The sequence below is a fragment of the Streptomyces sp. DSM 118878 genome (assembly GCF_052936595.1).
Map to the genome: position 1 here is coordinate 7,447,387 of NZ_CP193622.1, position 21,547 is coordinate 7,468,933.

The 21,547-nt window shown below is 73.6% G+C and carries 20 protein-coding genes and 1 pseudogene; 12 read left to right on the forward strand and 9 right to left on the reverse strand.

Annotated features, from left to right (window positions below):
• Window positions 1-8 precede the first annotated feature (8 nt).
• Window positions 9-308 (forward strand): gas vesicle protein K, encoded by a 300-nt coding sequence (locus ACRAKF_RS32285; protein ID WP_447041326.1) that lies wholly within the window; start codon window positions 9-11, stop codon window positions 306-308.
• A gap of 55 nt (window positions 309-363) precedes the next feature.
• On the opposite strand, the gene ACRAKF_RS32290 is transcribed toward ACRAKF_RS32285, so the two are convergent.
• On the reverse strand, window positions 364-1,173 hold the full coding sequence (locus tag ACRAKF_RS32290) for a class I SAM-dependent methyltransferase (protein ID WP_447041328.1): 810 nt from the start codon (window positions 1,171-1,173) through the stop codon (window positions 364-366).
• A gap of 139 nt (window positions 1,174-1,312) precedes the next feature.
• Window positions 1,313-1,909, reverse strand: a pseudogene (locus tag ACRAKF_RS32295) (phosphatase PAP2 family protein); the annotation flags it as partial.
• A gap of 133 nt (window positions 1,910-2,042) precedes the next feature.
• Here ACRAKF_RS32295 and ACRAKF_RS32300 point away from each other — a divergent pair.
• From ACRAKF_RS32300 to ACRAKF_RS32315, 4 genes are all read left to right on the forward strand, one after another.
• A complete protein-coding gene (locus ACRAKF_RS32300; protein ID WP_447041330.1) occupies window positions 2,043-3,662 on the forward strand; it encodes an ABC-F family ATP-binding cassette domain-containing protein in 1,620 nt (539 codons plus the stop codon).
• Between the two features lie 157 nt (window positions 3,663-3,819).
• Window positions 3,820-4,053, forward strand: coding sequence for a DUF6158 family protein (locus tag ACRAKF_RS32305; protein WP_447041331.1), 234 nt, complete (start codon window positions 3,820-3,822; stop codon window positions 4,051-4,053).
• Window positions 4,050-4,640, forward strand: coding sequence for a TIGR03086 family metal-binding protein (locus tag ACRAKF_RS32310; RefSeq protein ID WP_447041333.1), 591 nt, complete (start codon window positions 4,050-4,052; stop codon window positions 4,638-4,640). Before ACRAKF_RS32305 ends, ACRAKF_RS32310 begins: the two co-directional genes overlap by 4 nt.
• Before the next feature lie 59 nt (window positions 4,641-4,699).
• Window positions 4,700-5,713, forward strand: a complete 1,014-nt coding sequence (locus tag ACRAKF_RS32315; protein ID WP_447041334.1) for a Ppx/GppA phosphatase family protein — start codon at window positions 4,700-4,702, stop codon at window positions 5,711-5,713.
• Window positions 5,714-5,767: 54 nt separating this feature from the next.
• Here the strand turns inward: ACRAKF_RS32315 and ACRAKF_RS32320 are convergent, their stop codons facing one another.
• Both ACRAKF_RS32320 and ACRAKF_RS32325 read right to left on the reverse strand, forming a co-directional pair.
• Entirely contained in the window at window positions 5,768-6,208 is a 441-nt protein-coding gene (locus ACRAKF_RS32320) for a CBS domain-containing protein (protein WP_447041336.1), read from the reverse strand.
• Between the two features lie 35 nt (window positions 6,209-6,243).
• Entirely contained in the window at window positions 6,244-7,995 is a 1,752-nt protein-coding gene (locus ACRAKF_RS32325; protein WP_447041338.1) for a thiamine pyrophosphate-binding protein, read from the reverse strand.
• Window positions 7,996-8,253: 258 nt separating this feature from the next.
• Between ACRAKF_RS32325 and ACRAKF_RS32330 the strand changes: the two genes are divergently transcribed.
• Window positions 8,254-9,066, forward strand: a complete 813-nt coding sequence (locus tag ACRAKF_RS32330) for an RNA polymerase sigma factor SigF (RefSeq protein ID WP_447041339.1) — start codon at window positions 8,254-8,256, stop codon at window positions 9,064-9,066.
• A gap of 7 nt (window positions 9,067-9,073) precedes the next feature.
• On the opposite strand, the gene ACRAKF_RS32335 is transcribed toward ACRAKF_RS32330, so the two are convergent.
• A complete protein-coding gene (locus ACRAKF_RS32335; protein WP_447041340.1) occupies window positions 9,074-10,192 on the reverse strand; it encodes a PAS domain-containing protein in 1,119 nt (372 codons plus the stop codon).
• A gap of 84 nt (window positions 10,193-10,276) precedes the next feature.
• On the opposite strand from ACRAKF_RS32335, the gene ACRAKF_RS32340 reads away from it, so the two are divergent.
• Window positions 10,277-10,984: an ANTAR domain-containing response regulator gene (locus ACRAKF_RS32340; protein ID WP_447041342.1), complete on the forward strand. Its 708-nt coding sequence runs from the start codon at window positions 10,277-10,279 to the stop codon at window positions 10,982-10,984.
• A gap of 240 nt (window positions 10,985-11,224) precedes the next feature.
• Entirely contained in the window at window positions 11,225-12,457 is a 1,233-nt protein-coding gene (locus ACRAKF_RS32345; protein WP_447041343.1) for an aminotransferase class I/II-fold pyridoxal phosphate-dependent enzyme, read from the forward strand.
• Here ACRAKF_RS32345 and ACRAKF_RS32350 read toward each other — a convergent pair.
• Window positions 12,454-13,029, reverse strand: coding sequence for a TetR/AcrR family transcriptional regulator (locus ACRAKF_RS32350; protein ID WP_447041344.1), 576 nt, complete (start codon window positions 13,027-13,029; stop codon window positions 12,454-12,456). The two genes, ACRAKF_RS32345 and ACRAKF_RS32350, sit on opposite strands and share 4 nt — an antisense overlap.
• A gap of 97 nt (window positions 13,030-13,126) precedes the next feature.
• On the opposite strand from ACRAKF_RS32350, the gene ACRAKF_RS32355 reads away from it, so the two are divergent.
• Window positions 13,127-14,167, forward strand: coding sequence for a saccharopine dehydrogenase (locus ACRAKF_RS32355; protein WP_447041346.1), 1,041 nt, complete (start codon window positions 13,127-13,129; stop codon window positions 14,165-14,167).
• A 10-nt stretch (window positions 14,168-14,177) separates the two neighbouring features.
• Here the strand turns inward: ACRAKF_RS32355 and ACRAKF_RS32360 are convergent, their stop codons facing one another.
• Together ACRAKF_RS32360 and ACRAKF_RS32365 are read right to left on the reverse strand one after the other, a co-directional pair.
• Window positions 14,178-14,795 carry a DedA family protein gene (locus ACRAKF_RS32360; protein ID WP_447041347.1) on the reverse strand — a complete coding sequence of 206 codons (618 nt, stop codon included), beginning with the start codon at window positions 14,793-14,795 and terminating at the stop codon, window positions 14,178-14,180.
• A complete protein-coding gene (locus tag ACRAKF_RS32365) occupies window positions 14,792-15,568 on the reverse strand; it encodes an MBL fold metallo-hydrolase (RefSeq protein ID WP_447041348.1) in 777 nt (258 codons plus the stop codon). Before ACRAKF_RS32365 ends, ACRAKF_RS32360 begins: the two co-directional genes overlap by 4 nt.
• Before the next feature lie 84 nt (window positions 15,569-15,652).
• On the opposite strand from ACRAKF_RS32365, the gene ACRAKF_RS32370 reads away from it, so the two are divergent.
• The 3 genes from ACRAKF_RS32370 (at window position 15,653) to ACRAKF_RS32380 (ending at window position 19,786) form a co-directional block, all read left to right on the forward strand.
• Entirely contained in the window at window positions 15,653-16,081 is a 429-nt protein-coding gene (locus ACRAKF_RS32370) for a hypothetical protein (protein WP_447042279.1), read from the forward strand.
• 80 nt (window positions 16,082-16,161) lie between these two features.
• Window positions 16,162-18,315: a phage holin family protein gene (locus tag ACRAKF_RS32375; protein ID WP_447041349.1), complete on the forward strand. Its 2,154-nt coding sequence runs from the start codon at window positions 16,162-16,164 to the stop codon at window positions 18,313-18,315.
• Window positions 18,316-18,397: 82 nt separating this feature from the next.
• Window positions 18,398-19,786 carry an amino acid permease gene (locus ACRAKF_RS32380; RefSeq protein WP_447041350.1) on the forward strand — a complete coding sequence of 463 codons (1,389 nt, stop codon included), beginning with the start codon at window positions 18,398-18,400 and terminating at the stop codon, window positions 19,784-19,786.
• Between the two features lie 3 nt (window positions 19,787-19,789).
• Here the strand turns inward: ACRAKF_RS32380 and ACRAKF_RS32385 are convergent, their stop codons facing one another.
• Window positions 19,790-21,421 (reverse strand): DUF6345 domain-containing protein, encoded by a 1,632-nt coding sequence (locus ACRAKF_RS32385; protein ID WP_447041351.1) that lies wholly within the window; start codon window positions 21,419-21,421, stop codon window positions 19,790-19,792.
• Window positions 21,422-21,547: the final 126 nt, after the last annotated feature.

Sequence of the window (21,547 nt, forward strand, 5' to 3'; positions counted from 1 at the left end):
GAGTGACGATGGATCCCGACAAGGAGCGCGGCGCCCGTAAGCGCATGGACCTCGACCCCGACACCGTCGAGCGGGACCTGGTGAAGCTGGTCCTCACCATCGTCGAGCTCCTGCGGCAGCTCATGGAGCGCCAGGCCGTGCGCCGCTTCGACACCGGTGACCTCACCGAGGACCAGGAAGAGCGGATCGGGCTGACGCTGATGCTCCTGGAGGACCGGATGGCCGAGCTGCGCGACCGGTACGGGCTGAAGCCCGAGGACCTGAACCTCGACCTCGGGCCGCTGGGTCCGCTGCTCCCCAGGGAGTAGCAGGGCGCTCGTAACCCCCGTAACCCCCGTACCCCCGTAACCCCCGTCGCCTCCGTCACTTCCGGCAGAGGACCTCTCCGTGCAGGACCGCGAACCACCCCTCCGTCTCGGCGCCCCACGTGCGCCACGCCGCCGCGATGGTCTCCAGGCTCGCGGCGTCCGCGTGTCCGCCGGTCACCGCGCGTTCGGCGTAGGAGGAGGCGACCGTGCGGTCCGCCCAGAGCCCGCTCCACCAGGCCCGCTCGTCCTCGGAGGCGTAGCACCAGGTGGCCGCGGTCGCGGTGATGTCCGTGAAGCCGGCCCGCAGCGCCCAGGCCCTGAGGCGGCGGCCCGCGTCGGGCTCGCCGCCGTTGGCGCGGGCCACGCGCAGGTAGAGGTCCAGCCAGTCGTCCATGGCGGGCACGTCGGGGTACCAGGTCATCGCCGAGTAGTCCGCGTCGCGGACCGCGACGATGCCGCCCGGCCTGCACACCCGCCGCATCTCGCTCAGGGCGCGCACCGGGTCACCGACGTGCTGGAGCACCTGGTGGGCGTGGACGACGCAGAAGGAGTCGTCGGGGTAGTCGAGGTCGTGCACGTCGGCGACGGCGAAATCGATGTTCGTCACGCCTCGGTCCGCGGCTGTCGCGCGCGCCCTGTCGAGGATGTCCGGCGCGTGGTCCACGGCCGTGACATGGCCGTCCGGCACGAGCTTCGCCAGGTCGGCGGTGATGGTGCCGGGCCCGCAGCCGATGTCCAGCACCTTCATGTGCGGCTTCAGTGAGCCTACGAGATAGGCCGCGGAGTTGGCGGCGGTGCGCCAGGTGTGCGAACGCAGCACGGACTCGTGGTGCCCGTGCGTGTAGACGGCGGTCTCTCTCGGCATGGCGGTGCTCCTTCGCGGTTCGCCGGACCTGGCTGCGGTACCGGGAACCGTACGCCGCCATGCCGAATAATGAGACCCGCGTATCATTATGTGGTCACGCGGCGGTGTTCACCGCCGCGTCGTCGTCGCGCACCCCGAGGGCCCGCGCCCTGCCCGGTGTACGCGGCCCGCGCGAGGAGACGAGGCCGCGCACCGCGAAGGCGGCGCCCACCCCGAGGGCGGCGCCCACGAGGACATCGCCGGGGAAGTGGACGCCCGTGTAGACGCGGGACAGTGCCACCGCGCCCGCCACGGGCGCGACGGCCGCGCCCCGGAGGCCGGACTCCAGCGCCACGCCGGTGGCGAAGGCCGCGGCGGACGCGGAGTGGCCCGAGGGGAACGACGTGGTGATGGGCTGCCGCTTGAGCCGCCGCATGAGCGGTACGGCGTCCAGGAGCGGCCTTGGCCGGCGCACCGAGCGTTTGCCGAGCGTGTTGATGACGGCGGAGGCCAGCGCGAGCGAGGCGACACCGTGCGCGGCGGCGCGGCGGGCCCGCGGGCCCCCGGTCGCCGCCATCACCGCGGCCGTGCCGAACCAGAGCAGCCCGTGGTTGGCGCTCCGGCTCAGCCGGGGCAGGACGCGGTCGCCGCCCGGCCAGTGCCGTACGGCGACCGCCTCGAAGGCCCGGGAGTCGAGGGCCAGGAGACGGGCCCGCAGCGTGCCCTTGTGCGGAGGGATGTGCGTGGGGGCGTGCATGGGGATGTGCGCGGGAATGTGCGTGAGGGGGGCGTCTGTGCTCATGGGCTTCGGGTACCCGGTGCCGTGACCCGCACTACAGCAGCGGAAACCGGTTTGCGGCGGCGGCCGCCGGACACGGAGAATCCGGCCCATGGGACATCTGGAAGCAGCGCACCTGGAGTACTACTTGCCGGACGGGCGGGCGCTGCTCGGCGACGTCTCCTTCCGGGTCGGCGAGGGCTCCGTCGTCGCCCTGGTCGGGGCGAACGGCGCGGGCAAGACCACGCTGCTCCGGCTGATCTCCGGCGAGCTCCAGCCGCACGGCGGCGGCGTCAACGTCAGCGGCGGGCTCGGCGTGATGCCCCAGTTCGTCGGCTCCGTGCGGGACGAGACCACCGTGCGTGACCTGCTGGTCTCCGTGGCGCAGCCCAGGATCCGCGAGGCCGCGAAGGCCGTGGACGCCGCCGAGCACGCGATCATGACGGTCGACGACGAGGCCGCCCAGATGAGCTACGCGCAGGCGCTCTCCGACTGGGCCGAGGTGCAGGGGTACGAGGCGGAGACGCTCTGGGACATCTGCACCACGGCCGCGCTCGGCGTCCCGTACGACAAGGCCCAGTTCCGCGAGGTCCGCACGCTCTCCGGCGGCGAGCAGAAGCGCCTCGTCCTGGAGGCCCTGCTGCGCGGCACCGACGAGGTGCTGCTCCTCGACGAGCCGGACAACTACCTCGACGTCCCCGGCAAGCGCTGGCTGGAGCGGCAGCTCGCGGAGACCCGTAAGACCGTCCTCTTCGTCTCCCACGACCGGGAGCTGCTCGCCCGCGCCGCCGAGAAGATCGTCAGCGTCGAGCAGAGCCCTGGGGGCGCCGACGCCTGGGTGCACGGCGGCGGTTTCGAGACGTTCCACGAGGCCCGCAAGGAGCGCTTCGCGCGCTTCGAGGAGCTGCGCCGCCGCTGGGACGAGAAGCACGAGCAGCTCAAGAAGTTGGTGCGCACCCTGCGCCAGGCCGCCGACGTCAGCCACGAGATGGCCTCGCGCTACCACGCGGCGCAGACCAGGCTCCGCAAGTTCGAGGAGGCGGGACCGCCGCCCGAGCCGCCGCGCGAGCAGGACATCACCATGCGCCTGCACGGCGGACGCACCGGCGTACGGGCTGTGACCTGCGAGAACCTCGAACTCACCGGGCTGATGCAACCCTTCGACCTGGAGGTCTTCTACGGCGAACGGGTCGCCGTCCTCGGCTCCAACGGCTCGGGCAAGTCGCACTTCCTGCGGCTGCTCGCGGGCGACGACGTATCGCACACCGGTGCCTGGAAGCTCGGCGCGCGCGTCGTGCCGGGACACTTCGCGCAGACCCACTCCCACCCTGAGCTGATGGGCCGCCCGCTCCTCGACATCCTCTGGCGCGAGCACGCGCAGGACCGGGGCGCCGCGATGTCCCGGCTGCGGCGCTACGAACTGACGGGCCAGGCCGAGCAGAACTTCGACCGCCTCTCCGGGGGCCAGCAGGCCCGCTTCCAGATCCTGCTCCTCGAACTCCAGGGCTGCACGGCCCTGCTCCTCGACGAGCCCACCGACAACCTCGACCTGGAGTCGGCCGAGGCCCTGCAAGAGGGCCTCGAAGCCTTCCAGGGCACGGTCCTCGCCGTCACCCACGACCGCTGGTTCGCCCGCTCCTTCGACCGCTACCTGGTCTTCGGCAGCGACGGCCGGGTCCGCGAGACCTCTGAGCCGGTCTGGGACGAGCGCAGGGTGGAGCGCGCGCGGTAGCCCGCGCCCGTCCCTCCCCCCCCGGAACCCGTCCCTCCCCCGGAACCCGCCCGTCCGGCCCCCGTGAGGAGCGCGGGGGCCGGGTGCGTTGCATCCTGAGTAGGCCGTGCCGAGTGGGTACACGGTGGGCACGGAACGACGCGACGAGGAGCGACCCATGACCGGAGTCGAACCGGATCAGCTGGACGACCAGGGGCTCATAAGGGAGCTGGAGGCGATCCACCGGACCCGCCACACCACTCTCCTGCACGGCTCGGACGACGCCCTGCGGGCCCACAACGAACGCATGGCGGAGCTGGAGGGCGAGTACCTCCGGCGCCATCCGCGCAGGTCGGTCGCGCCCGGACGGACCCGTGAGGGTGCGCGTGAGCGAGGAGGAGCCGAATCGTGACGGACACGGAAGCCGCGGGCGAGTCCCTGCTCGACCGGCACGCGGAGGCGCTCGACCTCTTCGCCGACCGGGTGCACGCCATCCGCCCCGACCAGTGGGACGCGCCCACGCCGTGCACCGACTGGACGGTGCGCGACCTGGTGAACCACCTCACCACCGAACAGCTCTGGGTGCCCTCGCTGGTCCGCGACGGCGCCACCGTCGAGGGCGTCGGCGACTCGTTCGAGGGCGACATGCTCGGCCCCGACCCGGTCGCCTCCTGGGACACCGCGTCCGCCGCGGCCCGCGAGGCCTTCGGCGAACCGGGCGCCCTGGAACGCACCGTCCACCTGTCGTCGGGGGAGTCCTCGGCGGTCCACTACTGCGGACAGATGACCATGGACCTGGTCGTGCACGCCTGGGACCTCTCGCGTGCGATCGGCGCGGACGAGAAGCTCCCCCCGGACCTGGTGGACTTCTCGCGCCGTGAAGTCAAGCCGTACGCGGCCGATCTGTCGAAGACCGGGCTCTTCGACCGTGCCGTGAAGTCACCGCCCGGCGCGGACGAGCAGACCAGGCTGCTCAACCTCCTCGGCCGCGATGTGTGAGCCACGATGTGTGAGCCACAGCCGAATCTTCTCCACCGGAGTGGGGTAACCGCACTGCCATGAGAGTTGGCGTGGTGGATGTGGGGTCGAACACCGTACGGCTGGTCGTCGCGGACGCCGACGGTCAGGTGCCGCTGCCCGTGCACACGGTCAAGCGCAGGCTGCGGCTCGCCCAGCACCTGGACGCGGAGGGGCGGCTCGTCGAGGAACCGGTCAGGCAGCTCGTCGACGCGGTGCGTGACGTACAGGAAGAGGCGCACAGGTGGGGCGTGGCGCAGCCGCTGTTCGCCTTCGCCACCTCAATCGTGCGGGACGCGCCCAACCGGGCCGAGGTGCTCGACGCCGTTGAGGAGGGGACGGGGCTGCGGCTGCGCACCCTCTCCGGTGAGGCCGAGGCGGAGCTGACCTTCCTCGCGGCCCGGCGGTGGATGGGCTGGAGCGCGGGCCCGCTGGTGCTGTTCGACATCGGCGGCGGCTCCCTGGAAGTGGCCTTCGGGCGCAGTCGCCTGCCGGACTACGCGGTCTCGCTCCCGCTGGGCGCGCGGCGGCTGACCCGGCAGTTCCTCGACGGCCAGGACCCGCCGCGCGAACGGGACATCAGGGCGGTACGGCGCCAGGTGCGCCACCAACTGCGGGACGTGGCCGCCCGCATCCGGTGGGAGATGCCGCACGCGGCGGTCGCCACCTCGCGCACCTTCCAGCAGCTCGCCCGGTTGTGCGGTGCCGCGCCCGGCCGCTACGGACCGTTCGTGCAACGGGAGTTGGCGCGCCCGCAGCTGCGGGCCGCGCTCAAGGACCTGGCGCGGCTCCCGGCGGACGAGCGGGCGCAACTGCCCGGAATCTCGGCGGCGCGGGCCGATCAGTGCCTGGCCGGTGCGGTGGTGGCCCACACGGCCATGAAGCTGACCGGCCTGGAGGTCCTGACGGTCTGCCCCTGGGCGCTGCGCGAAGGCATCCTCCTGCGGTACATCGAGGACGGCGACGCGGCCTGGTGGGAGCGGAAGGAACACGTGGGCAGCCGCCACGCGCCCCAGGGCGACACGACGCCGCTGCGCCTGGCCACGTCGACCTGAGGCATACGGCACGAAGCGTGAGCCGCCCCAGACACATGCACATGCACAGCACCCTCAGGGCCGGGCGATTCCCGGCCACCCGTCGGGTTCCGCGCGGCTGATGTCGGCCAGCGCGGACGACGGGTCCCTGGCGAGCGCCAGGTCGCCGAGGCTCACCATCCCCACCGGGTCGCCGTCCTCGACGACCGGCAGCCTGCGGATCGCGTGGTCGCGCATCAGGTCGACCGCGTACTCCACCGCGTCGTCGGGCGCGACCACGACCGGGCTCGGCGTGCAGACGGCCTGGGCGCTGACCGTCAGCGGATCGGCGCCGTCGGCCACCGCGCGCAGCGTGATGTCCCGGTCGGTGAGCACCCCGACGACCTGGCCGTCCACGGCCACCAGTACGTCGCCGATGTCCTGGGCACGCATGAGCTGCGCCGCCTCGACGAGCGAGGCATCGGGCCGCACGGCCACGACACCCGGTGTCATCACGTCCCGTACGTAGTCAGTCATGGCTGAGCCTTCCTCGGTCGGGTTGATGAGGTGCTTCATGAGGTACCGGGGCCGGACCGTTCGCCGCGCGGCCGCGTATCCGGCAGGAACTCCTGCATCTTCGCCTTCAAGCCCTGCTTGACCATCGACACCTGGTCCGCGTCGCCCCTGAGGACCGACGCGGCCGTCTCCTCCACCCGCTCCCATGTGACGTGCGGCGGCACCGGTGGTACCGCCGGGTCGGTGCGGAAGTCCAGGAGCGCCGGGCCCTCCGCGGCGAGTGCCGTGCGCCAGGCGTCCTCGACGTCCTCGGGGCGCTCCACGCGGATGCCGGTGAGGCCCAGGGAGCGGGCGAACTCCGCGTGGGGCACGTCCGGACGGTCCTGCGGGGGCCGGTCGTTCCACACCGCGACGATCAGCCGGGGGTCGTCCCAGCGGTGGCGGTACCGCGCCGCGGTGATCAGCTCCGCCATCCCGTTCCTCCGCATCGCACCCTCGCCCACCAGGGCGATCACGGGCCGGTCGGGATGCGCGAACTTCGCACCGACCGCGTACGGCACCCCGTGCCCCGTCGTCGCGAGCGTCCCCGAGAGCGAGGCGCGCATGTCACCGCGCACGGTCAGATGGTGCGCGTACCAGTGGGCGACCGGGCCCGAGTCGCAGGTGATGACGGCGTTGTCGGGGAGCAGCCCATCGAGGACGTGCGCCACGTACTCCGGGTGGATCGGGTCGGCGGACAGCCCGGCCCTGCGGGCCAGCACGGCCTTCCACCGCGTGACGCCCGCCAGGATCTCGTCCCGCCACTCGCGGCAGACGTCCCTGCGGTCCTTGTCGACCAGCGGGATCAGCTCGCGCAGCGTCGCCCGCGCGTCGCCGGCGAGGCCGACCTCGTAGGGACGACGCACGCCGGTCACCTGCGGATCGACGTCGATCCGCACGGCCCGCGCCGAGCCGGGCTCCGGCAGGAACCGCGGGTCGGAGAAGCTCGCGCCGATGGTCAGGAGGGTGTCGCAGTCGCGCATCAGCTCGTACGAGGGCCGGGTGCCGAGCGGGCCGACCGTGCCGGTCACGTACGCGAGTTCGTCGCTCAGCGCGTCCTTGCCGAGCGGCGTCTTCGCGACCCCGGCACCGAGCAGCTCCGCGATCTCCTCGACCTCGGCGCGCGCGCCCGCCGCGCCCCGGCCGATCAGGATCGCGGCCTTGTCACCGGCGTTCAGGACCTCGGCGGCGCCTCGCAGGGCGGCGGGCGACGGCACCGCCGCCGAGCCGCCGCGCTCCGGTCCTGCGGGGACCGGGGCGAACGCGTGCGGGGAGCGGTCGAGTTCCAGTACATCGCCGGGGACGACCACGGCGGCCGGGCAGCGGCGCGCGTACGCGGTGCGGATCGCCCGGTCGACGACGTCCGCGAGCCGCTCGGGCGCCGTCACGGTCTCCACGCAGCCGGGCGCCAGGCAGCCGGTCGCCACGACGTCGGGCGCCGCGAAGCCGGACGCGCGGTCCGTCCGTCCGACGACGGCGAGCACGGGCACACGGTCGGCCTCGGCGGCGTACAGGCCGTCGAGGAGGTGGACGGCCCCGGGGCCCGACATCGCCACGCAGACACCGAGGCGCCGCCCGGACTTCGCGTACCCCACGGCCTCGAACGCCGCCGCCTCCTCGTGCCGCGCCCGCACGAACCGCGGCCGGTCCGCGGCCCCGTCCCGGGCGGCGAGCAGCCCCTCGTCGCCGTCACCGGGGCAGCCGAAGACCTGTTCCACGCCCCAGGCGCGCAGCCTCTCCAGAAGATGGTCGGCGACGTTGGCGCTCATGGCGGAACCCTCCGCGGGGTCGAGGAACGACGGTCACGTCCGGGTGTCCTGCGGAGCCCGGAGGAAACCCTCGACAAGGTCCGCGGTGTTTGTTCCTCCAGGTCCGGGGCAGGCGGAGGGAAGTGCTTCGGACCGGAGGCACGTCCGTGGGAGCGGCCGCTTCGCCCCCCGGGTGTGTTCCCGTCATGGACCGACGCGTACGCGCTCCCACGGTGACCGTTCCAGTAGAGGCACCCATTCTTCAGGGAGTTGCGCACCATGCGATCCCACGCGAACACCGCGCTGCCGGCCAGGAGCCGACGCCATCCGCACGACGACGCACCGGACACCACCGAAGCCTTCGCACGGCTCGTCGAGCTGGACGAGGGACACGAGAGGGACGTCCTGCGCGAGGAGATCGTGCAGGCGTGGCTGCCCATGGCCGAGCGTCTCGCCGGCCGGTTCCGCAACCGCGGCGAGTCCCTCGACGACCTGCGCCAAGTGGCGGCCCTCGGCCTGGTCAAGGCCGTCGACCGCTACGACCCCCGACGCGGCACCGCCTTCGAGAGCTACGCGGTGCCGACCGTCACCGGCGAGATCAAGCGGCACTTCCGCGACCACATGTGGACGCTGCACGTGCCGCGCCGCGTCCAGGACCTGCGCAACCGCGTACGGGCGGCCCGCCAGGACCTGTCCCAGACGGTCGGCGGGCGCGCCCCCACCGTCGCCGAGATCGCCGACCACGCACACATGAGTGAGGAGGACGCGAAGACCGGCCTGGAGGCGCTCGAAAGCTTCACCGCGCTCTCCCTCGACGCCGAACTCCCCGGCGGCGGCGACGGTTACTCGCTCAGCGACGCGCTGGGCGGCCCCGACCCCGCGCTGGACGTCGTCGTCGACCGCGAGGCCGTACGGCCGCGCATCGAGGCGCTGCCCGAACGGGAGCGGACCATCCTGTACATGCGGTTCTTCGGCGACATGACGCAGAGCAGCATCGCCGACGAGATGGGCATCTCGCAGATGCACGTCTCCCGGCTCATCAGCCGCTGCTGTGACCGGCTGCGCGACCAGGTCATGCGTGACGCGGCCTGACACACCCTCAGCGGGCGTCGGTCCCGCGTCGCAGGGCGAGCGCCAGATGGCGCGAGAGGACGTCGACCGCCCGCGCCTCGGCCAGCGAGAAGGCGAGCCGGGCGCCGCAGCGGAACAGCGTGAGGACGCCCTCCACGGGGCCCTCCGCGCCGACGGCCAGCGGTACGCACAGCAGGGACGTGACCTCGGCGCGGACCAGGACGGGCGCTCCGGTCGTGTCGCGGCCGAAGGCGTCCGGATCCTCCGGGCGGACCTGTAGCGCCGACACCCCGCCGTGTGCCGCCTCGACGACGAGGGGGCACACGGCGGGGTCCTGCGCGGCCACCTCCGCGACCGGCGCGCCGGGCGGTCCGAGCACCCGCGTACGGCGTGGGCGCGCCGCCCCGTCGTCGACGACCACCCAGTCGGCGAACCGCCCGTGCAGCACCGCGGCGGCCCGTTCCATGACGGCCCCGCGGTCCCCGGCGGGCGCCGTGAGCAGCGCCGTCGTCATGGCGTCCGCCAGGTCGAGTTCGGCCGCGTGCCGCGTCGCCTCGCCGAGGTCCGGCGCGGGCACCGGCCGCTGCGCGCTGGTCACCGAGGGCTGGAGCACGACGAGGACCGCCGTGCGGGGCTCGGCGCCGGGGCGCAGGGCCGCGAGCGTCGCGCGCACCGGCAGTTCGGGGTTCCGCTGGAGGTGGACGACGACGCTGCGGTCACCGTCGCCGCGGGCGACCGCGGCGGTCTGCGAGCGGAAGGCCACCCGGTCGGCGTGGAGCAGGAACCCGGTCAGCGGCCGGCCCGCGGCGAAGCCGGCGCGGATCCCCGTCAGGCTCGTCGCCGCGAAGTTCATCCGCCGCACCGCGGTGTCCCGGTCCACCAGGGCCACCGGCAGCGGCAGCCGCTGGAAGATGGCCCGCAGCAGCCGCTGCTCCTCCCGGTCGGCCGAGGGGCCGCTCGGCCGGCCGCCGTCGACCAGGTTCTCGTACGCGGGCCACAACCGGTCCGCCACATGGCCGAGTTCGAAGATCGCCGCGTCGAGCAGAGTGGCGAGGTCCGCCGCGGGAACGGCACGGGCCGACCTCAACTCGGCGACGCGGCGCACGAAATCAGCGAGCTCCGCACCGAGGTCCTCCGCCCGAGACATGTGCCGAACCTAGCCGCTCCGACGGTTTCCGGGAGGGCCTGGCGGGAACGCGACCGGAAGAGGAGGGAAGAGGAGGAACGTCTCATGGCCCCCCTGCCGGACCCGGACCTGCTCCGCCCGGAATCGGCCCTGCCCGGACGCAGGCTCTCCGAACTCGCCGAGCAGGCCATGCGCTGCACCCCCGGCTGCTGCGGCGCGAGCACCACGGTCACCGACGGCGGCGACGACCACCCCGTCGCCACCACCCACCCCGACCTCGCGGGACTCGTCGGGGCGCAACTGCGCTCGGGCGAAGGGCCCATTCCCGCCGCCGAGGAGCGGGGCACGCCGGTCGGGTCCGGGGACCTGCTGCGCGAGGAGCGGTGGCCCGAGTACCGGGCGCTCGCCCTCGACTCCGGTCTGCGCTCCAGCGCGACCCTGCCGTTCCGGCGCGCCGGGCTCACGGTCACCCTGACGCTCTTCGCCTTCCGCCCCGGCAGGCTCGACGACGCCCGGCACGGCCCCGCCCAGGCGCTCGGCCATCTCGCCACGGCGAGCCTCGTGCGCGACCGGCACCACCGGGCCGCGCTCACGGAGCTCGACCAGCTCGGCACGGCCCTGCGCACGCGCGCCGCCGTGGACCAGGCGTGCGGGATCATCATGCACGTCCTCGGATGCGAGGCGGACGCCGCGTTCGCGGTCCTGCGGCGCGTCTCGCAGGCGACGAACCGGAAACTGGCGGACGTCGCGGCGGCGCTGGTGGAGACGAAGGGCCGCGGACTGGAACGCGAGCTGGTGTCGCTGGCGCGCTGAGACCGCCGCGGACGTCCCTCGGCGCCTGCCGCCGTACGCCTGGCATCCGCCGGCCCGTCTCCCACCGCGACCGCCCGTGGCCGCCCGCGACCGCCCGCGACGGCGCGTGGCCGCACAGGCCCGGATACCTCTCAGATGCCCGGATATCGGATACCTCACCGGCTGCCGGGCAGGAGAGTGTTGCCCGAGCGCTCCCTGCGCCGGGGCCGGACACTGGGACGTGAGCGCACGGAGGTACGCATGCGACGGACGGAGTACGAGGGCCGGGGCCCCGTCCGGTACGGGCCGCCCCCGCCCGAGCCGGGCCTCCCGGTCCTGCCCGGGCTGGCCGCCGCCGCGGCCCGGGCCGCCGACCGCGCCCACGGCGAACCCCCCGGCGGCGGCCCCGCCCTCCTGGACGCCGCCGCCGGCTACTGGACCCGCCGCGGCCTGCCTGCCGAGCCGGGCCGGATCACCGCCGCCCCGAGCGCCCCCGCCCTGCTGCTCGCCCTCACCGCCGCGGTCGGCGGTGACGTACTGCTGCCCCGGCCCTGTCCCGCCTGGTGGGCGCCGCAGGCCCGGCTGCTCGGCCGCGGCGTCTACCACGTGCCCATACCCGCCGAGAGCGGCGGTGTCCCCGACCCGTACGCCCTCCTGGAGACCGTCCGCCGCGTCCGCGCCGAGGGCGGTGACCCCCGGCTGCTGCTGCTCGGCGTGGCCGACGACCCGACCGCCACAGTGCCGGCCCCGGAGGTGCTGCACGAGGCCGTCGAGGCGGCTGCCGGTGAGGGCCTGCACGTCGTCAGTGACGAGACCTGGCGCGACACCCTGCACCGCCCCCGCGAAACGGTCCTCATCAGCCCCGCGGAGATGGACCACGAGCGGGTGACCGTCCTCAGCGATCTCACCGGCGCCTTCCTGCCCTCCGCGCTGCCGGCCGCCGTCGCCCGTTTCCCCGCCGGCGCCGGGGGCGGCGCCCTGCGGGCCCGCGCCCTCGACGTCCTGACCGCGCTCGGTGCCTGCCTCGGTGCCCCGGCCGCCGCCGCGGCGACCTACGCGCTCGGTGAGCCGGACGACGTCACCGGGCGCCTCGCCGCCGCCGTACGCCTGCACGCGCGCGTGGCCGCCGCCGCGCAGCGCGCCGTGCTCGCCGTCGGCGCCCTGGCCAGACCCCCGCTCGCGGGCCGTCACTTCTACGCCGATCTGGACCCCCTGCGGCCCTGCCTCGCCGCGCGGGGCGTCGATGACGCGCAGGACCTGGAGGACTTCCTCGGCGAACGGCTCGGCATGCCCGCGCCGGGCGGCCACCGCTTCGGCGACGACATCGACGCGCTGCGCGTACGGCTGTCCACGTCACCGTTCCTCGGTACGACGACCGAGGAACGCCTGCGGGCCCTCGACGCCCCGGAGCCGCTGGTACTGCCGCACGTCAGCGAGGCGTTGACCGGCTTCGCGTCGTCTCTCGACGGCCTGCGCGCGGGGGTCGCCCTCTAGTTGAGGCCGCCCGTGATCAGGTCGGTCAGTGCGGTGACCGTGTCGTCGGCAGAGGCCCGGCCCTGGTTCAGCTCCGTGGCGAGCGCCTCGGCCGCGCCCAGCACTCCGACGCACCGCAGCCGGAGGGCTTCGGGTGCGAGGCCGGAGTGTGGCAGCAGCGCGGCGGCCATCAGGTCCGTGTAACCGTCGAGCAGCTCGCGCTGGACCGCCTCCATCTCCGGATTTCCCTTCAGCGCGGCGGAAACGGCGCTGAGTTCCGGCATGTCCGTGGCGCAGGCGAAGTATGCGGTGCTGATGACGCGGGCGACCTCGTCAGCGGTGGGCGCCGCCTCCCGCAACGCCCGTTCGATCGCGGCTCGGTGGCGTTCGTCGAGGCGTCGGTGGAGCGCGAGCAGCAGGCCGGGGCGAGTGCCGAAGTGGTCGTACGCGATCGGCCTGCTCACCCCGGCCGCCTCCGCGAGGGTGACCAGGGTCAGGCCGTCGGTGCCCTGGGATCGCACCATCGTCACGGCGGTGTCGAGCAGCTGCTCCCGCCTGGCCTGCTTGGACAGGCGGGTCGAGGTGGTGGCCATGGTCCTCCGTCGTGTCGCACCCCAGAGTCTCCGTTGTGCCGTACCCCCAGGCTATGTTACAAAACGTAGGCTACAAAATGTAGCTTCATGGAGCTTCATGGATGTGAGGTCCGCGGTGGAACAGTCGAAACCAGTACTGATCTTGGGTGGTTCGGGGCAGGCGGGGTCGGGGACCGCCGCTCTCCTGCGTCAGTGGCACCCGGAACTGCCACTGACGATCGCGGGGCGCGACATGGGCCGCGCACAGCGGGTGGCCGACGGACTCGGCGCCGCGACAGCCGTGACCGTCGACCTGCGGCGCGGCGATCTGGGCCTCCCGGCCGAGCACAGCTATTCCGCAGTGGTCGCCGCCCTCTGGGACGACCGCCTGAACGGGCTGCGCTACGCGCAGGACCACGGGCTGCCCTACCTCAGCATCTCCAGCGGCCTGGTGGAGATCGCACCGGAAGTCGTCGCGGGCGCACAGCGGGCAAGCGCCTCGTCGATCCTGGTGGCCAGCCACTTCTGCGCCGGCATCGTCGTCCTCGCGACGCTGGGAATGGCCCGGGAGTTCCACCGGGTCGACACCATCCGGATCGGCGCCGTACTGGACGAGTCGGACACCGGCGGGCCCGCGGGGGCAGCGGACATGGAGCGGTGGGCCACCGTCACCACGGCGGGCACGGTGCGCCGTGACGGCGTCTTCACCTGGGTCGACGGCCCCGACGCGCAGGCGGACGTGCCCCGCACCGACGGCGTCGTCCTGCCCGGCCGGAGCATCGCCACCCTCGACGTGCCGAGCCTCGCCCTCGCGACCGGCGCACCGAACGTCCGCTTCGACATGGCCGTCGGCGAATCCGCGGCCCGGCGCCGCGGCGAGCCCGCGTCCAGCGAGATCCGGATCGACCTCGAAGGAGCGGGCCCGACGGGCGCGCCGCTCAGCACGAGCCGTTACCTCGTCCACCCGGCAGGACAGCGTCCCCTGACCGCACTCGGCATCGCCCTCGGTGTCGAGCGGCAGCTCGGTCTGCGTGGCGGAGCCGTCCCGCCGGGCATCCACACCCCTGAATCCCTGCTCGACCCGGCCTACGCGGCCGAGCGCCTGGTGGAGACCGGCGCCACCTTCGTCGACGCACCCGACGACAGACCCAGGACCTGACGAAGCACTCCTAGGCGTGCGCCCGCCTGACCCTGCGCCATGCCGCGGGGGCCAGGCTGAGCAGTACCGTCAGGACGACCGCCACCACGACGCCCTCCCACGGCTTCTCGAAGAGCGAACCGCCGAGTATGCCGATGAGCTGGTACGTCACCGCCCACGCGAGGCAGGCGGGGATGTCGCCGCGGGCGAACCGGCGCAGCGGCATCTTCGCCATCAGGCAGGCCAGCATCACCGGGATGCGGCCCGCGGGCACGAGCCGGGAGAGCACGAGGACCAGCACGCCGTGGTCCTTCAGCTTCGCCTGCGCCTGCGCGAGCCGCTCCTCCGGCGCCCGGTCCCGGATCGCCTCCAGCCAGCGCGAACCGTTCTTCGACCGCATGCCGCGCTGCCCGAGCCAGTACAGGCCGACGTCGCCGAGGAACGCCGCGAAGGCCGCCACGGCGAAGACGACGAGCAGCGCGAACGGCGCCGTCTGGTGCAGGGCCACCACCGCCGCCGAGCTGACGAGCGCGCCCGTCGGCACCACCGGCACCAGCGCCCCGATCACCACCAGCAGGAACAGCGAGGGGTAGCCGAGGGCCTGCTGCGTGCTCTCCGGCGGTATCCGCGCCACCGCCGCGAGTGTCACCTGGCCACCTCCGGCAGCACGCTCTCGCCGTGGGCGGGCCGGTGCACCGTCACGTCGGGCGCGAGGCGCGCCGCGTGCCGCGCGAACTCCGCCCCGGGAGCGTGGAACTCGTGCGGGCGCACCGCGTCCATGCCGATCGGCCAGTACGTGCCGTAGTGCACCGGGATCGCGCTGCGCGGCGAGAGCCGGGCCAGCGCCTCGGCGGCCCGTCCCGCGTCCAGGTGGCCGTGGCCCAGGTAGGGGCCCCAGCCGCCGACCGGCAGCAGTGCCACGTCGACGGGACCCACCTCCTCGGCCATCGCGTCGAAAAGACCGGTGTCCCCGGCGAAGTACGTGCGGGCCTCACCGCACACCACATAGCCGAGGGCGGGGGAGAGCCGCGGCCCCACGGGCAGCCTGCGCCCGTCGTGCCGTGCGGGCACCACGCGGATCACGAGATCGCCGACCGGCACCTCGTCACCCGGCACGACCTCGGTGAAGCGCAGGTGCGGCAGCCTGCGCGTCAGGCCTGGCACCGAGCGCGACGCGCCGCGCGGGACCAGCGCCCGGGTGCCCGGCGCGAGCCGGGCGAGCGAGGGCACGTGCAGATGGTCGGCGTGCAGGTGCGACAGGAGCACCACGTCGGCGACCGCCGCCTCGGGGGGCGGCGGAGCGCCTCTGCGACGCCGCAGGTGCGCGAGGCGGCGGGCGAAGAGCGGATCGGTGAGGACGCGGACGCCCGAGTCCTGGACCGTGCAAGTGGCGTGGCCCCACCATGTGACCTCGACGGGCACCCCGGGTTCCTCCTTATGGCGACTGTCTCCGAGCCTACGGCCAGGAGTAGGGTCAGCGGCTACGCCGAGGGTGAGGGGTACGCCATGGAGGACCGCGGGGGTGCCTCCGCCGTCGTGGTGCGGGCGGCGGCGATCGCCAGCCTCGTGCCGCTGGAGGAGCTGGAGGCCGACCCCTTCCTGGTCGACTCGCGCAGCCAGCACGCCATGTGCGCCCGGTGGGCCGCCGCCCAGGGGTACGTGATCACCCGGGAACTGGTCGTACGAGCGCTGCGCGCCGACCACCGGATCCTGTGGGGCGACGTCGACGCGGGCCTGGTGGACCTCTTCGTCGTGCCGAGCCGCAGAGTCCTCGACCAGGCGCTGCGCTGCCCCGAGGAGTTCACCGCGGAGTGCCTGCGGCGCGGCGTCCGGATCGAGACGGCGGGCCTCGCCGAGCCGGCGTACGACGCGCAGATGAAGGCGCGGGTGCACCGCAGGCTCTCCATGCCCACCGCGGGCTACGACGGCCGCTGAGGCGTTCGAGACCGTCGGTTCGGATGGCTCTGCCCGGGTATGGCAGGGTGGTGCCCTGTTCGGGCAAGAGGAGTGGCCGCATGCGGCGATGGCGGAAATTCGGCAGTGCCGCGTGGCGTGTGGTCGCCGTGTGGTCCGTGAGCACGCTGACGATGCTCGCGCTCGCCGGTGTCCTGCCCGACTTTAAGCTCCAGGCCGACAGCGGCGACAGCGCCACCCGCATCGCGGTCACCGCCGCCCTCGGCGCCGGCGCCTTCGGCCTGCTCTCCGTGCTCGTGTGGCCGCTGCTGGTGCGCGCCCTGCTGCTCGTGCCCGCCCTCGTGCTTGGCCTCCTCGCCTTCTTCCTCAACGGCTCGCTGCTGCTGCTCGCCCTGCGCCTCAACCCCGAGGGCCGCGGCGAGGTCGGCGTGGAGACCGCCGTCGTCGTCGCCGCGGTGATGTCCGCCGTCGCCTCGGCGACCGGCGGCGCGCTCGCCGTCCGGGACGACGACGCCTACCGCCGCCGCCTCTACCGCCTCGCCGACCGCCGGCGCCGCCGCGGCGAGCAGGCGGGCACCGGGTCCACCCGCCCCGGCACCGCGTTCATCCAGCTCGACGGGGTCGGACATGACGTGCTGCTCGCCGCCGTCGGCAAAGGCCTGATGCCCACCCTCGGGCGCTGGCTCGGGCGAGACGGCGCCGACGCCACGCACCGCCTCACCCCCTGGCGCACCGACTGGTCCAGCCAGACCGGGGCCAGCCAGCTCGGCATCCTGCACGGCTCCAACCACGACGTGCCCGCCTTCCGGTGGTACGAGAAGGACACCGGCGAGGTCATGGTCAGCAACCGGCCCTCCTCCGCCGTCGAGCTCCAGCGCCGCGCCGTCGAGCGCACCGGCGACGGCGGCCTCCTCACCGTCGACGGCGCCAGCCGCGGCAACCTCTTCAGCGGCGGCGCCGACCAGCTCGCCCTCGTCCTTACCGTGGCCGCCCGGCGGGGGAAGGGGAACCGGTCGCGGGCCGGGTACTTCGCCTACTTCTCCGACCCCGCCAACGCCGTCCGCACCGCCCTGTCCTTCGTCGCCGAGGTCTTCCGCGAGATCGGTGAGTCCCTGCGCGCCCGCGTCGAGCGGCGCCGCCCGCGCGTCGGCAGGGGCGGGCTCTACCCGCTCATCCGCGCCTTCGCGACCGTCGTCGAGCGTGACGTGGTGGTCGCCGCCGTCCTCGGGGACATGCTCGCCGGGCGCAGCGCGGTCTACGCCGACCTCGTGGCCTACGACGAGGTGGCGCACCACTCGGGACCGTGCGGCAGGGACGTCGACAAGGTCCTGCGGCGCCTGGACCGCTCGCTCGCACTGCTGGAGAAGGTGGCCGAGCACGCGCCGCGCGCCTACCGCATCGTGGTCCTCTCCGACCACGGGCAGAGCCCCGGCGAGACCTTCCGCGCCCGCTACGGCCTCTCCCTCGGCGATCTCGTGCGGGCCGGCTGCGGACTGCCCGTGCCGCGCAGGGCGCAGCGCACGCACAGCGGCGCCGAGGCCCGCGCGGCGGTACGCGCGGCCCTGCACCGGCCGGTCGAGGAGGGCGCCGACGAACGGCGGCCCGTGCGCCGTGCGGAGCCGATCGTGCTGGCCTCCGGCAACCTGGGCCTCATCTCGTTCCCCGACGTGCGGCACCGCATGACCCGCCAGGAGATCGACCGCCGCCATCCGGCGCTGCTCCCCACCCTCGCCAACCACCCGGGGGTCGGCTTCCTCCTCGTACGCGACGCGGAGCGCGGTGGGCTCGTGCTCGGGGCGGGCGGGGCCGAGGTGTACCTCGACGAGGACCCGGCGGACCTCGGGCCGCTCGCCGACTTCGGGCCCGGCGCCCTGGAGGCGGTCCGGCGCACCGACGGCTTCCCGCACGCCGCCGACATCATGGTCAACTCCTGGTACGACCCGGAAGAGGGCGAAGTCCTCGCCTTCGAGGAGCAGATCGGTTCGCACGGCGGGCTCGGCGGCGCGCAGTCCCACCCGTTCCTGATGTCCCCGCTCGCGCTGCCCGACCCGGCGGCCGACGGGAGGCGGCTCGTCGGCGCCGAGCAGATCCACGGCGTCCTGCGGGACTGGCTCGGCGAGGCCGCGGGACCGGAGATACCCCTGCGGGACCGAGCGGTGGAACCTTTCATTCCGCTGGATGAATCCCCGTCCGGAGCCCCCGAAGGCACAGCTTTTGCGGCCGTCGACCCTGCCCGGCAGGACAAAACGCGCTGATTTTGAGCGGCGTCCGCCGTGCCCGACGATGTCTTGCGCCCGGCGATCCCGGGCACCGGCACGACGAGAGGCGCACCACCCCATGCACGACACCGGAACCGCTCCGCAGTCGGATCCGGCAGGCCAGGACCAGCAACCGGCGCAGAGCAAGCACGCCCGGCGCTTCGGACTTCCCATCGCCACCTGCCTCGTGATGGGCAACATCATCGGCGGCGGCATCTTCCTGCTCCCCGCCTCCGTCGCCCCCTTCGGCACCATCAGCCTCGTCGCCTTCGGCGTCCTCACCGTGGGTGCCATCGCCCTGGCGCTCGTCTTCGGGCGGCTCGCCGAGCGCGACCCGCGCACCGGCGGCCCGTACGTCTACGCGCGCGAGGCCTTCGGTGACTTCGCCGGGTTCCTGGCCGCATGGTCGTACTGGATCACCACCTGGGTCTCGAACGCCGCCCTCGCCGTGGCCGCGGTGGGCTACCTGGACGTCCTCGTGCCCGTGGGCGACCACAAGTGGTCCGCCTGCCTCGCCGCGCTCGTGCTGCAACTGCTGCCCGCCGCCGCCAACCTCGCCGGCACGCGGTACGTCGGCGCGGTCCAGCTCGTCGCCACCGTCCTGAAGTTCCTGCCCCTCCTGCTCGTCGCGGTCGGCGGGCTCTTCTTCTTCGACAGCGGCAACCTCGGCCCGTTCCGTGCCAGCGACGACAGCCCGGTCGGGGCGGTCTCGGCGGCCGCCGCGATCCTGCTCTTCTCCTACCTCGGCGTGGAGTCCGCCGCCGTCAGCGCCGGTGAGGTGCGCGACCCGCGGCGCAACGTCGGGCGCGCCACCATCCTCGGCACCCTCGGCGCCGCCCTCGTCTACCTCCTCGGGACGCTCGCGGTCTTCGGGACCGTCGCGCACGACGAGCTGGTGGGTTCGACGGCGCCCTTCTCCGACGCGGTCGACGTCATGTTCGGCGGTTCCTGGGGCGGCACCGCCGTGGCGTGCGCCGCGCTGGTCTCCATGGTCGGCGCCCTCAACGGCTGGACGCTGCTGAGCGCCCAGACGCCGTACGCGGCGGCCAAGGACGGGCTCTTCCCCAGCGCCTTCGGGAAGAAGAGGCGGGGTGTGCCGACCGTCGGCGTCCTCGTGACCGTCGTCCTCGCCTCGCTGCTGACCGTCTACAACTACACGGCGGGCTCCAGCGGCGTCTTCGAGTCCCTCGTCCTGATCACCACGTTCACGGCGACCGTGCCCTACCTCCTGGCCACCGCAGCGCAGATCTACTTCCTCGTCTCCGGACAGCGCGAGCGGGTCCACCGCGGGCGCCTGGTGCGCGACGGGGTCCTCGCCGGCATCGCGTTCGCCTTCTCGATGTGGCTGGTGGGCGGCTCCGGATACGCGGCCGTCTACCAGGGCGTGCTGTTCCTCTTCGTGGGCGTGCTCGTGTACGCGGTGATGGCGGCCCGCAAGCAGCGGGCCGCCACCGTCCCCGAGAGCTGACCGCTACCGCGCCAGCGGGGCGACCACCCAGCGGCGGGTCTTGAACATGCTGCCCCGCGTGCCGATCTCGATCAGCTTGCGGGCCGCGGGGTAGGCCTCGTTGCCCTCGACCTCGTAGCCGACCTCGAAGGTGCCGGGGACGTCCGTGACCTCGGGCCGGTGCTCCGCCGCCGCGCCCTGACCGGGTTCGTCGGCGGTGACCGCCGCGAGGTGCGCGAGCAGCGTGCGCTGTGCCGCGTCGAGCGCCTTGCGCGGGTCGCGCTCCAGCGGCGCCGCCGCGGCCTTGCCGCCCTTGGGCGCGGGCGGCGAGACCTGCGTGCTCGGCTCGCGCGTGACGCCGGTGGCCTCGCGGGTGGCGATCTCCGCCTGCACGACCGTGCCGTCGTTGTCGAGGCCGACGCGGATCAGGCCGCGGCCCGGCGTGATGACGGGCACGCCGTCGAAGACCTGACGGAACGTCACGTGCGTCTGGAGCGAGACGGGGCGGCCGATCTCGGAGCCGTCCTTCGTCCCGGAGTTCTGCATCAGGTCGTGCACGCCGTCGACGACCAGCTCGGCGCCGTCCGCGTACCGCTCGGCGAACGGGCGTGCCGCCTGAACCGCGCGCTCGGTCGGGAGCTGCTGGGTGTTGCGGTGGTTGGGCTCGGCGAGCCTGACCCACCTGATGCCCTGCGGCGAGGTGGAGATCACCCGGTCACCGGAGGCGGCGCTGAGCACGCCCTGCCGCTCGACCTGCACCTCTTGCAGCGCGGCCGCGGGGAAGTCGGCCAGACGCCCCAGCGAGCTGAGCTCGGCGCCCGGTTCGCGCGGGGCGAGCTGGACGATCTGCCGCTGTCCCGGGAGCTGGGTGAGCGGTTCCCTGATGCCCTGGCGCGCGGAGTACCAGCGCCACGCGTACCAGTTGTCCGGCACGTGCTCGCGGTAGAAGTTCCGCTCGGTGTTGAGGCGGTTGACGGCCTCGGCCTGGGTGGTGCCGACGGCAGCGACCGAGGGTGCCTGGCCGTGGTAGATGTCCCAGGACGCGTTGAGCCAGGCGTCGCAGTACGTCTGCCCGGCCCGCCACTTCTCCCAGAACTTCTTGCCGTAGTCCGGGCTGTCGATGCTGACCGTCTCGAAGCCGAAGATCATCCGGAAGCCGATGTTGGGCCCGGCCCAGGTGCGGATGGGCGAGTGGCCGCCGGTGACCTTGAGCGAGTCGCAGGTCGACCAGAAGACGTAGTTGGCCCTCTCGTTGCCGAGCGCCATCCGGTTGGAGATCGCGTCGCTGCGGCCGTCCCAGACCGCGCCGAGGGGCGCGAAGAACACGCCGTTGCCGTCCATGCCGCCGTGGCCCGAGTGGTACACGGCGACGACGGCGTCCATGCCGTACCGGTCCTGCCAGTTGTCGTACGTCTCCTCGTACGCCCAGACCTGCGCGCCGCCGTCGGCGAACCAGAAGTTCCGGTCGTAGAACTGCTGGAGGTACGCCAGCCAGCCGGAGGCGTCACCGTGGGTGTGGTAGAGCGGCGACTGGTTGACGAACTTCTGGATGCTGAAGGCACCCCACCAGCCGAACGTCGAGTCGCGGCCGGCCGCCGCTCCGGGCTTCTCCGGTTCCAGTGGAGAGGGGCCGCGGTCCGAGTAGTTCATGCGCATGGCCATACCTCCTGAGAGGATCTCCTCGTGCCGAGCGCGAGGGGGCCTCAAAGTGTCACCGCGGGCGAGCCCTGCCCAGTCGGCATTCCGGCCATAGGGGCATCGCCCCGGGCCTGTTGTCGCACC